Raw genomic sequence first — 14,982 nt, 5'->3', positions numbered from 1 at the left:
GTACTATGGATTAATAGTTTTCAATTTTCTTAATTTTAGTTATGATAAAAGTTGACAGTCAAAAAAGGGGAGATTTGATGGAGGAGTATAGTATTACACTTGGTACATATTTCTGGTTGTTTGTGCCAATGTCATTAGTCGTCATTCTATCATTTGTATCATGGGTAAAGGAGCGTGACAAATAATGGATACAGCGACTCTAGTTACCTTTTTTATTTACATTTTGGGTATGCTTGTTTTAGGGATCATTGGTTATCGCCTAACGAACAACCTATCAGACTACTTTTTAGGTGGTCGTAAGTTAGGGCCAGGAGTAGCGGCATTAAGTGCAGGCGCTTCTGATATGAGTAGTTGGTTAATTCTCGGTTTGCCTGGTGCTATTTATTTAGCAGGGTTTGGCGAAGCGTGGATTGCTGTTGGTTTAACGCTAGGTGCTTATTTAAACTGGCAATTTGTTGCAAGAAGGTTGCGTGTTTATACGGAAGTGTCCAACAATGCGATCACGTTACCGGACTTTTTAGAAAATCGATTCCGTGATAACTCTCGTCTACTACGAAGTGCATCGGCTGCTGTTATTTTGATTTTCTTTACAGTCTATGTGGCATCAGGGTTAGTTGGTGGTGCTGTTTTATTTAGTAGTACGTTTGGTTATGATTACATGGTTGCTTTATTAATTGGTGGAGCCGTCATTATTGTTTACACATTTTTAGGTGGATTTATTGCGGTTAGTTGGACTGACTTTGTTCAAGGTTCATTAATGTTTCTTGCTTTAATTGTATTACCATTCATTACGATTACTGAGCTTGGTGGTTGGAATGAGACAGTTAACATTATCGGCGATTTAGCTGGTGGCGACCACCTTCACATGGTGCAAGGTGTAGGAACGTTAGCGATTATTTCTTCATTGGCTTGGGGATTAGGTTACTTCGGCCAGCCACATATTTTAGCTCGTTTCATGGCAATTCGTTCGCATAAAGATGTACCGACCGCTCGCTTTATCGGTATGACTTGGATGGTGTTATCACTATTCGGTGCGATCTTCGTCGGTATTGCAGGTCTTGCGTATATCGCAACAGAGTCTGTGCAATCAGAATTAGCTGAACGTGGAATTGAAACAGTTCAGGAAAATGGCCTGCTTATGCTAGCGAATGAAGAAGCTATTTTCATTGCGATGACGCAACTGTTAACTCATCCAATAGTAGCCGGTATTTTACTAGCTGCCATTTTAGCTGCGATTATGAGTACAGTTGACTCTCAGCTACTAGTATCGTCTTCAGCTGTAGCAGAAGATTTCTACAAAGGTTTCTTTAGAAAGAACGCTTCAAACCAAGAGCTTGTATGGGTAGCACGTATTTCAGTTATCGTTATTGCGTTAATTGCGCTAGTGATAGCAAGCGATGACACGAGTCGAGTGCTCGATCTCGTCGCATATGCGTGGGCAGGATTTGGTGCCTCATTTGGACCAATCATTCTACTATCACTATTCTGGAAGCGCCTAACTAGAAATGGTGCCTTAGTCGGTATTCTACTTGGTGCAATCACGGTAATCACTTGGGAGCACATCGACCCATTTGGTGGATTATACGAAATAGTTCCAGGCTTCTTACTCGCGACAGTTGGTGCTGTTGTTGTAAGTTTAATCGGCTCTGGACCTAAGCAAGAAGTTCAAGAAGAGTTCGATAAAGCGCGTGACATGGCGAATTCATAAATGTTTAAGCGAAAATCCTTCCTGCTGATGAAAGCGGGGAGGATTTTTTATGTTTCTTTAGTCGATTAATTAGGCGATTTTCTTAATAATTAAGCGAAATACTAATTTTTTAGGCGAATATCTTAATAATTAAGCGAAACTCTCATTTTTCAGGCGAACGCCTAATTAATTAAGCGTTCGCCTAATTCCAAACCATCTTAAGAACAAAGACCGATGTGAACAGTGCTAATTAATGGTAATATAAAAACCTATTAAAACAACATGAGAAAGGAAATCAACATCATGATGGCAAGCGGACATCAAGCTATGGGATTAACTTGGGGAGTAGCGGCGATTACTTTTTCGCACCTTCTTCCAATTGAAATAAGCGGCATCAATGAAACGATTCATTTTATCATCATCGTCATGATCGGCGCACTGCTTCCGGATATGGACTCGAAATCGTCAAAACTCGGTCGATATGCGTACCCAATTGCCATAAGTGTCACAGCACTAGCAGGAGCACTCTACATATGGCAACCAGAACAATTTTGGACATTCATTGATGAAGAGATGACATTCGTGTTAGCAACGATCGTGCTCGTCTTTTTCATATTAAGTAGCCACCGCACGTGGACACATTCATTACTGTTTATAGCTCTCATGACGGTTTACCTATCATTGGTGAGCACATGGTTCGTCATCCCAGACTATTTACAATACGGCTTAGTACTCGGAGTAGCATCTCACATTTTTGGTGACTTTTTGACGAAGCGAGGCGTACCGTTACTACATCCAATCACGAAGCGCAATTTCCGATTCCCCCTTTCATTTAGGACAGGCTCTCCAGCAGAAAGAATCGTTGTAGTAGCGCTGGTTGTTATTAATGTTTGGTTGATTAGTAGTGGGAGTAGGTGGATTTAGAGCAGGAAAAGATAAAAAGTAAAGAGAATATAAAGGTAATAGACTTTATGAAGGAGTTGCCATTTCGAGTATGGATTATTTAAAACATAAAGACAGAGACTTAGAGCTACCAGCCTATCAAAAAGTATTAAAAGACTTGATTGAGCAAGATCTACTGAAAGATGATCGTGTACTTGGTCTGTTTTATGGTGGTTCGATTGGGAGTGAAAGTACGGATTTATACTCTGATATAGACCTTCGAGTCGTGGTATCACTTGAGGATTTTGAGGATTATGTATCGAATAAAAAGGTTCGCTCTCAAAACTGGGGCAATGTCTTATTTTATGAAGACCCAGGTCCAAATGTGCCATACACAATCGCGCACTTTGATTGCTTCGTGAAAGTCGATGTCTTTTATTTTACACCTGAACAAATTAGACCATCTATTTGGTTAAAAGATATTCACATTGTAAAAGATTTAAGAGGAGGTCTTACAGAGGTATTGAATGAATCTCTCAATCTCGTTTATAAACCAACGAAAGAAGATGTGGAAAGTTGGCGCAATAAGTTTTTAGCTCACTTTCACGAGTCATACCGCCGAGTTATGAGGGGTGAGTACTATTACGCTTTGAATTGTGTTGATTCAATGCGTCATATGATTGTTTCTGGATGGTATATGAAACAAGGCATGCAACCCAATACGTTAGGCGATTGGGCGAAATACGAAGGTGAAAGAAGCGAACTAGATAGCTGGCAACAATCGTTATTGGAAGGCTGGCAATGTGGCCGTAGTAAAAAAGAAATCATGACAGTAAGAAGAAGTTTGGCTGAAGAGTTTAAAGCAGTTCATGGCGCTCTTTGTGATCAAATAGGGGTTGAAGAAGATTTTGAGCTAATAGACAAAATAATAAAGTTGGCGATTTAGCACATTACATAAGATTAGGAGTTGTTATGTTATATGGATACCAATGGATTGATCTATGCTGCTAACATGACTAACAGGCTTGCAAAAGAGATTCCTGAAAGTAATTGGGATACTCAATTAGTGCCTGAACTAGGCACATTGAGAAAACTCTTCACACATATGGTTCGAGTAAGAGATGTTTACCGTGAGGGGCTAAAAACTGGGATAATTCACTTCCCTGGAGAGTTGCTGCCAAATGAAAGTGATTTAATCAATGAGTTAGAACGAAGTACAGAACAATTAGCAGCTGAATTCAAACAGACAAAGTTTGAATCAATCAAAATGGGACCAGAAGATCTAACGCCAATGGAATTGTTAGCTACAGCGATCCAACATGAAGGTATTCATCAAGGGCAATACTTTGTTGCGTTTATGCAGTCAGGGTTTGAGTTACCTAAACAATGGGTTCAAGATTGGCATATGTGATAAAAAGTACTAAATTTTAGTTTTATAGGTCCTTTATACCTAAAAAGTAAAAAATGGAATTTTAATCCATGTCCCTTCATATGCATTTTTGTATGTAGGGAGTGATTGATCTTGAAACAAACATATTCTTATAACCATAGAAGTCTTTCTTATCCTAATGATATGTTGTCTATTATTAGAACGGGGTTAAGTCAAACCATCAATCCTAAAAGAATTGTCATTATAGGCGCAGGAATGGCAGGTTTAGTAAGTGCTTCACTGTTAAAGGCAGCTGGCCATACTGTTACTATCTTAGAAGGTAACGACCGAGTTGGGGGAAGAATTTATACAATACGCGAACCCTTTTCGCATGGGTTATACTTTGACGCAGGAGCTATGCGATTTCCGAACACTCATGAATTACTATTCGAATACATAAATAAATTTAAATTACCAATGAATAAATTTATAGGTGAAACTGAACTCTACCATGTAAATGGAGTCCAAGTGACGGCTGACTATTATAGAGAAAATCCAGGTGCACTCAACTTTCCATTTGCACCTCATGAAGAGGGGAAGACAGCTCATGAGTTATTGGAATCTGCCGTTCGCCCTGTTTTAAATCTATTTGAAAAAGCTGGACTTGAAGAACAAAATAGGCTGAAACAGCAGTTTGATCACTATTCATTTGATAATTTTTTAAGATTCAATCCGGTAGGTCCCTCACTTTCTCCTGAAGCAATTCGTAAGGTTAAAGTGCTATTAGGCGTTGAAGGTTTCCCTGAATTATCATTTGTATCTATTCTTTTTGACATTGTTCAGCCAATATTTGAGGAGGAATTAGAGTTTTATGAGGTTTTAGGAGGGAATGACCGTTTACCTTACTCATTTTTACCTCAGCTTAAGGAAAATATTTTATATAACCAAAAAGTACATCAGATTACCCAAAATGAAGATGGGGTGTCCGTAATAACGCGAGATCAGTCAACTAACACTTATTATTCCTTCGAAGGGGATTACACGATCGTAACCATCCCCTATTCAGTATTACAATTTATAGACATTGATCCTCATGAGTCTTTTTCCTTTCATAAATGGAAAGCACTGAGAGAGCTTAATTACGTATCTTCCGTCAAAGTTGGTCTAGAGTTTGAGGCAAAGTTTTGGGAGAAAGCGCAAATCAGAAATGTAATCTCTGACTTACCATTTCGACAGACATACGGTCCTAGTCATAATATTGGTGGAGCTGGACCCGGCATTTTGCTTGCGAGTTATTGTTGGGGAAGCAACGCAGATTTATGGAGCGCCCTTCCAGAAGAAGAGCGAATCCATAAAGTGTTGCAGCAGCTGTTTAAAATTTATGGCGATGAAGTTTATCGGGAGTTTTCCAGAGGGGCTTCATATAGTTGGGGGCATAATCAGTTTTCGGGAGGTTGTTTTACTCTATTCGCCCCAAATCAGTTCTCCGATTTCTCTGATCACCTCCATTTGCCAGAAGGTCGTGTTCACTTTGCAGGAGAACATACCTCAACTTTTCATGGATGGGTGGAAGGCGCAATTGAATCTGGCATTCGTGCTGCGAATGAGGTTAATGAAAGGGATGGCTCATAAACATACTTTCTTTAAAGACCCAAGTGTCGAGCCGTTTCTTCATGATACTTGAATTAACTAAAACAACGGCTCTTCCTCATTACTCAATTCCATATGTTTATAGTAAGTGTAGAAAAGCAGGGGAAAGAGCACAAGGTATGAGCCAAACACATACCAAGGTGAAATGCCAAATGGAATGAGCAAATTAAGTAATATGACGAGAAAGACTGCGAAGCTAAAATTCTTCCTCGTTTGTTTTGATACATATTGTGCTGCTCCACAATGTGGGCATGTCATTCTTATACCTAAAACAGTGGAACTTTTCATCGTTTCTTTCATCGTCCACGTTGTAGAGCAGTTTTGACAAGTAGGCATAAACTCAACTCCTTAACTAGATTGCTGATTCTTCACGTTTTTCTGTTCTGTCTGCAACTCGTCTAAGCTTCAAATTCATTTGATAAGAGAAAAAGCCCTCCTAGATGTTGCACCCCAAAAGTTAGTTTTTTATTCTAACTTTTGGGGTTCATTACCCTAGAGAGGCTTTCTATTTAAATAGGTCTTTTATGTCATTAATACTTACTGTAGGCATAATATTTACTCCATCAGAGTCAATAGCTGCTAGCATAGTCTCCTCTTTTTCTGCTAATCTTTGATAAATTTTATTATCAATTGTTGACCTATTACCTTGTTCGCTCTCTAAGAAATAGAAATAATAATTTGTCTCCTGATCTTTACTTAGTCCGAGCCTGTGAATTCGATCTCTTGATTGTAATAGGTGAGTTAAATTAAATGAACACTCCAAATAAATCGCATCGTGGCAGTGTTTGTGTAAAGAGACTGATTCCCCTAATGTGTGTGGTTAGTAATTAAAACATCAATATCACCTGACTTAAATCGATCTATAATAACTTGCCTATCAGCATGAGTGGTTGACCCAAAAATCTTTTCTGCATTAATACCTACACTTATCAAATCATTTTGTACCATATTGATAGTATCAACAAATATACACCACACAATGACTCTTTTTCCTGAATTGGCCAAACTCAATAAATCATCAAGCATTAACTTATATTTAGAAGATACCCCTAAGTTATTAATTAATTCCTCTTCTTTTTTAGTCCATGAATAGTCACCGAATTCTTCATAAGATAATATATGATTAAAATTAATATTGGATTCTTCCTCTGCTTCTATCAATTCTGAAAAATTGCCTTTCAGTAATAGTTTAGGGTTACTAGATAGTTGAATAAGGCGTATATACAAACTAAAAGGGGAATGCCCAAATTTTTCATATAGTAAATCAATTATTGCTTGTTCGTCTTCAGTAGGCTGTACACTTTTTATAATGTCTGGATTAGCATTAGGTACACCTAACTCTTTTTTATTAGTTCTCCAATAAAAAGGGTACAATTTGTTGTTTATCTCTTCAATTTGAGTCTGATTAGGTTTTTTTAGATCATGCACATCATAGTTAAAAAAGTAATCATAATCCTCACCGAATAAAATGTTTAAGAAATTATAAACATCAGTGTATGAATTAGGGATAGGTGTTCCAGTTAGCACGAACCTAAAATTAGTTTTTAATGAAATCTTCTTAGCCGCGTATGCTCTTTCGCTCTCATAGTTTTTAATTCTGTGCACTTCATCAAAGACAAGCATCGTACTTGAGTCAAGCTTATCCAATAATATATGATAATATTTTAATAGTGACTCATAGTTAATTAGTATTAGGTTTTTCTTTTCCCACTTACTGTACAGTTCCAATTCAGCGTTTTCTAATTCATGTATATCCAAATGATCTAACTGCCTTTTGCATCCAAAGTTCTCTGTGAATTCCAATTTCCACGAATCAAATGAGTTTTTGGGGCCTACCATTAAAATCCTCTTTATAGGGTTTCTTACTTCCGTCGAAGATAAATAGGCAAAAGCACCATAAACCATGCTAGTTTTACCCGAACCAGGAACTGAGAAGTTTGCAACACGTTTCATCTCAGACATGTAAAAGGCACTGTGCATTTGCTGGGGTCTTAATTCCCTCACCAATTCTGAGTTTACAACTTGTTTGAAATCTCTAAATTTATCTTTCAAAGAATCCGTTTCTTTCTTCAAATAAATGCCGTAATCGCTTCTCTCGTTAATCATCAAATTCTGTTGTTCAATAAAACTCTCTAATTCTTGTGAAACCACAAGATTATAATTGAACTTTTTAGAGTGCTTTTCGAATTCCTCTATAATACTAATTAATTGTCTGTAGTCCAAGTTGTTCTTAAATTCAGGGAATGGACCTGATAAATATTTTCCTATTTTAGTTTTAATGAACCGTTTTTTGGGGTCAAATATAGACCGGTCTTTTAAATGATTAATTAGTTGTAACTGGGAGTTATTCTTGGTTAATATCACAGTATTTTCCGGTATTTTAGTCAAATAATACGTCCCCCCGTTAAATTCCAGCAATCTTTCTGTAATTACTTCATCGATTTCTTTTACGTGAATATAAGACTCTTTCTTTTTGTCATTCCATAGTAACTCAAATTCTTTTTGAGCTCTGGGAATCTTTTCTCTATAGAAATCATTCTCAATCCAAGAGATTGTTACATCGAAAGCTTCATAATTATTTTCGTAACCCGCTATTGTTTCATTGTTGGACCCTTTTGTGTGGATAATATTTTCTGCCTCGTCGTAGAACAAACTAAATTTAGAGTGAAACTTGCCCTGCTCCTTAAATCCAAACTTTATATCCAAGTTACCATTTGCGATTAGATAAGCAATATTATTTAGAGTAACTTTATCATTTTTGGCAATCATTTCTATTTCTTTACTGAGATTTTCTATTAGCTTTTGTCTTTTCTGATAGCCTAGTTTTATCGCCTCATAATCAGAAGGGGAAATTTCCTCAGATATTATCAACCTTATCTTTATTGAACTTAAAACCTCTTCACTAAGACTTTTAGTAATATTTCTAAAAAGTTTGCCGCTAAAATATCCGCTCACTCTATCATATCTAACAGTTCTGGTTAATACGGGTTCATAAAAGTCATATAGAAGGTTTTCCTCACTTGAATAATAATCGGCTTTCAGATTCAATGATTTAAACATTTTAATACTCCAATAAATGATTCATTCTGTCTATTGATTTAGAAAGTTGGTTTACAAACTTTTCTTTGTTTTCATCATCCATAAACTTGACCTGGTTCACGTCCAGGCTATCTAACTCTCGATTAATTTTATCTAAGTGCTCCAAAGGTTTTGCCTTTTCACCTTCAATACCCTTATTTCTTAAAAGATTATCAATATTTTCACTTATACTCGTGTGGTTAATACTCGTCTTATTGTTAATAGTTGTTACAATTGATTCTATACCAGTTTGGCGTTCCTCATTCAATGAATCATGTATTTCATCGGTGTAATCTTCAATTTCATCTAAAAACTTTTCTCTATACTCTGTTATTATCAGTTCCTTTCCTATTTCTCTTATTTTTCTCGTTTTATCATCAAGCTCGTCATTAAGGAGTAAAGCAAATAGAGATTCCTTAACAGTTTGTTTTTCATCCTCTTTGTTTACTTTTTTTAAGATTTTATTGATTTCTTCTAAAGGTCCATCAATTTTTAGATTTCTTGCTATATGAAACTTCTCATTCGCATTAATAAACTCTAAAAACTCAACCATCAATTGGGCTTTATCTCTTAACTTTGTAACTTCGCCATTAGTTTTTCCGGTTGATTTCATGTACTCTTTAATTGTGAAATGTTTATTTTTAATGATGTCTCTATAGACATCGACTAAGTAATCAATTGGATTATAATCCTCCGGACGTTCCTTCGCATGTTGTAACTGAAGTTCTAACTTTTTAATGTCTTTATCTGTTATACCTTCTGTCGCATCCAAAATTACTGCTTCTAAATAACTAGTGATTCCTTCTTTATTTAACTCTCTTAAGCATGTAAACCTTCTATTTCCATCTACGACTCTACCGTCTTGTAGTATAACTGCTGGCTCTTCTTGACCAAATGTCTTAATGTTTCCTTTTGTTCTTTTAAAAGCTGTCTCGTCTGATTTCACTATAAATTCATGAAAAATTTCGTTATACTTTTCTAAATCCTCTTGGTAATTTAACTCTGGTTTATTTTCCAAGTATTGACTGTATGCAGTAGCAATTCTACCATTCTGGTTATTATAAAACAGTAATTCAAGAGGTACTTTATAAACAGTATAATTATCTGTATGACCACGAACCGTTAGTTTTTTTGTGACACCAGTTTCTGTGATTCCGTAACTCGATCGATTTTTCAACAAATTTTTTGTTTGTTCCATAAATTAACCTCCATATATTGTTTTATAGAACTGATTTTTAGACTTAAATACAGCATTAATATGTGAAGAGTAGTAATAACTTGATCTTCTAACTATTTCTAATACGTCTTCTCTATAAAATTGATTTGAAATATTTGAGTTTACTAACGCTACAAGTCTATCTAAATTCAATTCAAACTCACTATTTGTTACTATATCAAGGAAATCATCATATGTACTATCAAAGTTTGAAAATATGAATTTGTTATTAACCTTTAAGTAATGAAATAAATGAGAGTCTAGTAATACATCTTCTATGAATTCATCGCTCATCCCTGCTTCAATAACCATATTACCATCAAGTAGATCTCTTACTTTATTAATGGTAAAGAATGACTTACTGTTAATTTTTTTTAACTTATAATCAAGTTCTAATGAAAACCGTTCTATTTCTGAAGAATTAATTCCTTTTTCAGCTAAGTACTTGCTTGTAATGAATTTTTTACTATTGAATCTGTAAAGAATTCGATTTTTGTGCAAATCATTTATGATGCTCTTATACTCAGGTTTTAAATAAATTACTGAATTTGTATTAATTATTTTATTCTTATTTATATAATCTATAATCAATTTCCTTGTTGGAATTCTATTTCCATTATATACAATAACTTCTTCATTCAGTTGATATAAGGAATCATGATTAGAATAGTGACTACTGGCCAACAATTTAAATTCACTTGAGCTTGTATCATAAATTCCGTCTTTAATGCTAATCTCATTTGACCCATTATTTAATGTCTGGGGATTGTTTCCTTTTTGAAAGTTAATTTCAGCAGCAAATTCCCTTCCAATTTTTGAGATATAAGAATTATTAATCCAAAACCCTTGTTTTGTAATATACTTGCCATCAGGTAACTGGTACTTATCTTGTGAGTCTTTTGCTTTAGGTCTAATATGTAAAATTCTATGTTCGTTTGATTTTGGTAAATTATTTGTAATTTTATTGTTTTCTTGTTTAAGCTCTACTCCATTTTCTACTATTTTAATTGTTCGCTCCCAAAACTTTTTAATTTCTAATTCCACAACAGAGGGGTCCATTTTCCACAATTTACAACCAATAAAGTGTAGACCATTACTTTTCATAAAGACCAAGAAAACAAAAATGGTATTCTTGAACTTTTTATTTAAATAGCTAGAACTCCATGTTTTTTCAATTAAATCATAAAAATCTACTTGCTCAAGTACCATATTCTCTTTTTGTTTAAAGTTTTTATTTAATTGAATGGTCCTAATCTGGAGCTTAACTACATTTTTCTTATTATTTTCATTTATTAATTCTTTTAACTTTTTGGATACTATTTTATTTTTTACGACTAGTATATTCGGATTGTCAGTCTTTACACCGGTAAGAGTATCCACATTATATCCTGAGTAAAAATTCAGCTTCTCAACTTCAGAAGCTATTTGTTGGTAGTTTTTCAGATTATAATTAAGTAATTCTCTTTGTTTGTTATTTAATGCTTGTAAATCTTTATTGTATTTTTCCTCTGATTTCAATCTTACACCTCCTATATCCCATTAGACTTTATCTAAACACCCTTGTGCATTGTGGAAGAATAATAAAATTTTGCTATTCACACAAAAAGCCCACAGTTTTCAAATAATGTATTTGTATCTACTTATTATCATTTTAAACATTTTATTCAGGAAGTTAAAGGAAAACCGAAATTTGTCAACGTGTCAGCCGGTTTGTTAGAAGCCAATGTTAAGCCGGAGTAGTATTCAAAACATCTAAATACCATTTGGGGAGCTAGAGTAATAGATTTATATCTAAAGATGAAGTGGAAGAAATGGTATACGATCACGTAATAAAGGTGTTTGCACTAAGAGGGGAACCAATTAAATGAAAAAAAGTAGCCGACTAAATTCGGCTACTTTTTCTATAGAATTGACATCTGCTGCACTTCATCATTCTTTTCTTGGTAGATTGTTGTTTCTTTTCTGTATAGGTCAACTATCTGATTACCCATCTTTTCAATTAAATCTACAACTAAAGCATTGCCCATACAGAAATACCTTGTTCTTTCGGGCATGCCAGAGTTAGTCCAGTCTGGATCAAAGCCATTTAAAAGTTCACATTCAACTGGAGTTAGAAATCTCAGTCTACCTGTATCTAAATCCTTAACAACATGTGAGCTTCTATTTTTAGTACCTTCACTTGTTAGCATTGTCCTACTTGGCATATCTAATCTTTCAGGGAAAGCCATTGACCCTTCAGTGTAGTAATACTCATGTCCAGTTTTAGAAACTCTTTTTTCTTTTTTGGCACCTTTTTGATATTCCATTTCTTCATACTCGGTTCTACCTTTTTTATTTTTCTTATCGTTTTTCAGGTAGTACTTCTCATCAACTTCTCCCTGAAACTCTCTAGCTTGCTCTAAAATTTCGCCCAAGGTAGTTGGAGTAGTTTCAACAGGTAAAGTTTCAGCAGTATATACAACCCCATCAACAATTACACCACTGTTATTATACTTTGCGCTAAAGTTGTCAGACACATCTAGTAGGTTGCTAGGCAATTCAAACTCTTGGTCTGGATGTCTCTCATTATGTTCATCCTTAATTGGAAACTCTTTAGCAAAGAATCCCTTTTGATGGATAATGTCTTGGAAATTATGCTTTTGTTGTTCTTTATAGAAGTTAGTATCTTCGCGGTAGGCGAATATGAATACCCTTCTTCTTCGTTGGGCGAATCCATACTCTGCTGCGTTAATTACGCGCCACTCAACACCATAACCTTGTTTTTGAAGACTAGCTAACATAACAGAGAAGTCTCTACCTCGTTGTTTTGAAGGTGATTTCAGAAGACGATCTACATTCTCTAATAGAATAAACTTTGGCTTTGTTCTATTTATAACTTTCATGATTTCGAAAAATAGTACACCTTTTTGTCCTTCAATGCCCATCTCACCAGCTAGTGTTCTAGCGACTGAGTAGTCTTGGCAAGGAAATCCACCAACTAGTAGGTCGTGTTCTGGTATTAATCCGATAATATCTGCAATATCTTCATTAATTGCTTCATCATCAGTTGAATTAAAGTTCTTTTTATAGCAATCAAATGCAGGTTGAGATTTTGTGGATGGTTCCCACTGATTGGCTAGAGCGATATTATACTTGTCACTAGATTTTTCTAAACCTAAGCGAAATCCGCCTACCCCTGCAAATAGTTCTACAACATTTATCATCACCGAACATCCTTTCGGTTTTAATTCTAATCCTATTATAGTAAATTTTTATATAAAGATCAACTGTTATGACCAAATTTATTTTAAGGTGTGATTTTATGTATAAAGGTTACGATATATATAGCCCAAAATCAATTGAAATGTATGGAAAAGAGCTTGAGAGTAAAACATTCAGAGACATTCTAAAAACAAGTGATATGGTAGTCAAAGAGGCAGACTATGAGTACTTAACATCAACTTTTTCCAAAGGTAGTTTGGGGCAATTGGTAGAAAAGTATCACTTCAAATATGAACCTAATAGTGATAGGAACCCTGACTTTGAAGAAGCGGGAGTAGAGTTAAAAGTAACACCACATAAACGTTTGAAAAGTGGAAAGCTATCTGCAAAAGAAAGGTTAGTACTAAATATTATTAACTATGAGAAAATAGTTGAAGAAGACTTTGAAACAAGTTCATTTTGGTTAAAAAACCAATTAATCCTCTTGATTCACTACTTATATGAGAATGACAAAGATAAACTAGATTACCTCATCCAGAAAGTCCACCTATATGAATTCCCGGAAAAAGATTTAAAAGTAATAAAAGATGACTGGAACAATATCAAAAGGAAGGTCCTTGAAGGAAAGGCTCATGAACTATCTGAAGGTGACACTAACTACTTAGGTGCTTGTACAAAGGGTGCATCTAAGAGTTCTTTAAGAACCCAACCATTTTCAGAACAAATGGCAATGCAAAGAGCCTTTTCATTAAAGTCATCTTATATGACAGCTTTACTACGTAAAATTATCAACGAGGACGATATGGTCTCCTTTTCAGACCATGAGGAGTTAGAAACTCAGTCATTAGAAGAGTTACTGATGGAAAAGTTTAAGCCTTATATAGGTTTAACTCCTAAAGAAATAGCAAAACAAGTGAATATAAAATATAGTAATAATTCAAAACACATAATCCCTCAGCTAATAAGTGCAACTTTGGGAATTAATGGGACACGTTTAAACCAAATAGATGAATTTGCTAAAGCAAACATTGAGTATAAGACAGTACGGTTAGAACCAAATGGTATACCTAAGGAGCATATGTCCTTTGAGCAAATTAAGTTTGACGAGGTCTATTATGAGACTTGGGAAGATAGTCACTTACGCAATAGGTTTATAGATACCAAATTCTTATTTGTAGTTTTCCAGTACAATGAGACTAAGTCAGAAAATGAAAATAGAGAGCCTTATTTTAGAGGAATAAAACTATGGAACATGCCTGAAGTAGTACTAGATACTAAAATTAAAGAAGTTTGGGAAGAAATCCACAGGTTAGTGCGAGAAGGTGTTACCATTGAGTATAAAACGCGTGGTAAAAACAAAGTTGAAGCGAATAACCTCCCAGGAAAGGACTTTAATGGGGGATCCCATGTAAGGCCAAAGGCAAGGATGGGAAAGATAAGGTTAAGCTACCTGATGGGCAGATGGTTACGAAGCAGTGTTATTGGTTAAATAACAGTTTTATTGCTGATATATTAAAGCAAATTTTAAAAAAATAAAAGTGAATAGAAATTAGTGGTAGATAATCTCCACCTGATCACCAGCAGGGATATACAATGTCATAGAAAACAAGATCAACAAAGAAGCGGCAATGAAAGTAGTCGATAGGAAGTAGGCAAAGGACTTCTTCGCTTTATCTTGCAATCTTCTACCTTCAACAAAAGCGGTATAGGCCATGTATACATTGATTAAAACAATAATAAAAAGCAACATATAAGATCATCACTCCAACTGTTTATATCACTCTATGTTAGTTGATAGGGGAGTAGAATGTAATGTTATAAAAATTTTCTGAATATTGGTGAGGAATGTTCAGAGATTTCTATATTAAAACAAAATAAAATTTTGACGATATGTTATAT

The 14,982-nt window shown here is 34.9% G+C and carries 11 protein-coding genes and 1 pseudogene; 6 read left to right on the top strand and 6 right to left on the bottom strand.

What is annotated here, in order from left to right; all coding sequences use genetic code 11:
* The first annotated feature begins 184 nt into the window (after positions 1-184).
* From putP to A194_RS0108380, 5 genes are all read left to right on the top strand, one after another.
* Positions 185-1,708 (top strand): sodium/proline symporter PutP, encoded by a 1,524-nt coding sequence (putP, locus tag A194_RS0108405; RefSeq protein ID WP_017186404.1) that lies wholly within the window; start codon positions 185-187, stop codon positions 1,706-1,708.
* Positions 1,709-1,990: 282 nt separating this feature from the next.
* The gene (locus A194_RS0108400) at positions 1,991-2,611 is read left to right on the top strand and encodes a metal-dependent hydrolase (protein ID WP_017186403.1); all 621 of its coding nucleotides are present in this window, start codon (positions 1,991-1,993) and stop codon (positions 2,609-2,611) included.
* A gap of 70 nt (positions 2,612-2,681) precedes the next feature.
* Complete coding sequence (locus tag A194_RS0108390; RefSeq protein ID WP_017186401.1) at positions 2,682-3,515, top strand: aminoglycoside 6-adenylyltransferase; 834 nt, start codon at positions 2,682-2,684, stop codon at positions 3,513-3,515.
* Between the two features lie 33 nt (positions 3,516-3,548).
* Entirely contained in the window at positions 3,549-3,980 is a 432-nt protein-coding gene (locus A194_RS0108385) for a DinB family protein (RefSeq protein ID WP_017186400.1), read from the top strand.
* 111 nt (positions 3,981-4,091) lie between these two features.
* Positions 4,092-5,570, top strand: a complete 1,479-nt coding sequence (locus tag A194_RS0108380; RefSeq protein ID WP_017186399.1) for an FAD-dependent oxidoreductase — start codon at positions 4,092-4,094, stop codon at positions 5,568-5,570.
* 57 nt (positions 5,571-5,627) lie between these two features.
* On the opposite strand, the gene A194_RS0108375 is transcribed toward A194_RS0108380, so the two are convergent.
* From A194_RS0108375 to dcm, 6 genes are all read right to left on the bottom strand, one after another.
* Positions 5,628-5,924, bottom strand: a complete 297-nt coding sequence (locus tag A194_RS0108375) for a TIGR04104 family putative zinc finger protein (RefSeq protein WP_017186398.1) — start codon at positions 5,922-5,924, stop codon at positions 5,628-5,630.
* A 169-nt stretch (positions 5,925-6,093) separates the two neighbouring features.
* Positions 6,094-6,351: a hypothetical protein gene (locus A194_RS19390; protein ID WP_050980504.1), complete on the bottom strand. Its 258-nt coding sequence runs from the start codon at positions 6,349-6,351 to the stop codon at positions 6,094-6,096.
* Between the two features lie 44 nt (positions 6,352-6,395).
* A complete protein-coding gene (locus A194_RS17900) occupies positions 6,396-8,648 on the bottom strand; it encodes an SNF2-related protein (RefSeq protein WP_050980503.1) in 2,253 nt (750 codons plus the stop codon).
* Position 8,649: 1 nt separating this feature from the next.
* A complete protein-coding gene (locus A194_RS0108365; RefSeq protein ID WP_017186397.1) occupies positions 8,650-9,864 on the bottom strand; it encodes a ParB/RepB/Spo0J family partition protein in 1,215 nt (404 codons plus the stop codon).
* Between the two features lie 3 nt (positions 9,865-9,867).
* On the bottom strand, positions 9,868-11,400 hold the full coding sequence (locus A194_RS0108360) for a PDDEXK family nuclease (protein WP_017186396.1): 1,533 nt from the start codon (positions 11,398-11,400) through the stop codon (positions 9,868-9,870).
* Positions 11,401-11,783: 383 nt separating this feature from the next.
* Positions 11,784-13,085, bottom strand: coding sequence for a DNA (cytosine-5-)-methyltransferase (gene dcm / locus A194_RS0108355; protein WP_017186395.1), 1,302 nt, complete (start codon positions 13,083-13,085; stop codon positions 11,784-11,786).
* 140 nt (positions 13,086-13,225) lie between these two features.
* Here dcm and A194_RS17895 point away from each other — a divergent pair.
* Positions 13,226-14,619: pseudogene (locus A194_RS17895) on the top strand (Sau3AI family type II restriction endonuclease).
* Positions 14,620-14,982: the final 363 nt, after the last annotated feature.

The organism is Alkalibacillus haloalkaliphilus C5, assembly GCF_000269905.1.
GTDB classification, from domain to species: Bacteria; Bacillota; Bacilli; order Bacillales; family Alkalibacillaceae; genus Alkalibacillus; species Alkalibacillus haloalkaliphilus_A.
The sequence above is the reverse complement of the archived record's forward strand: the minus strand, read 5'-3'. Positions and strand labels throughout refer to the sequence as shown.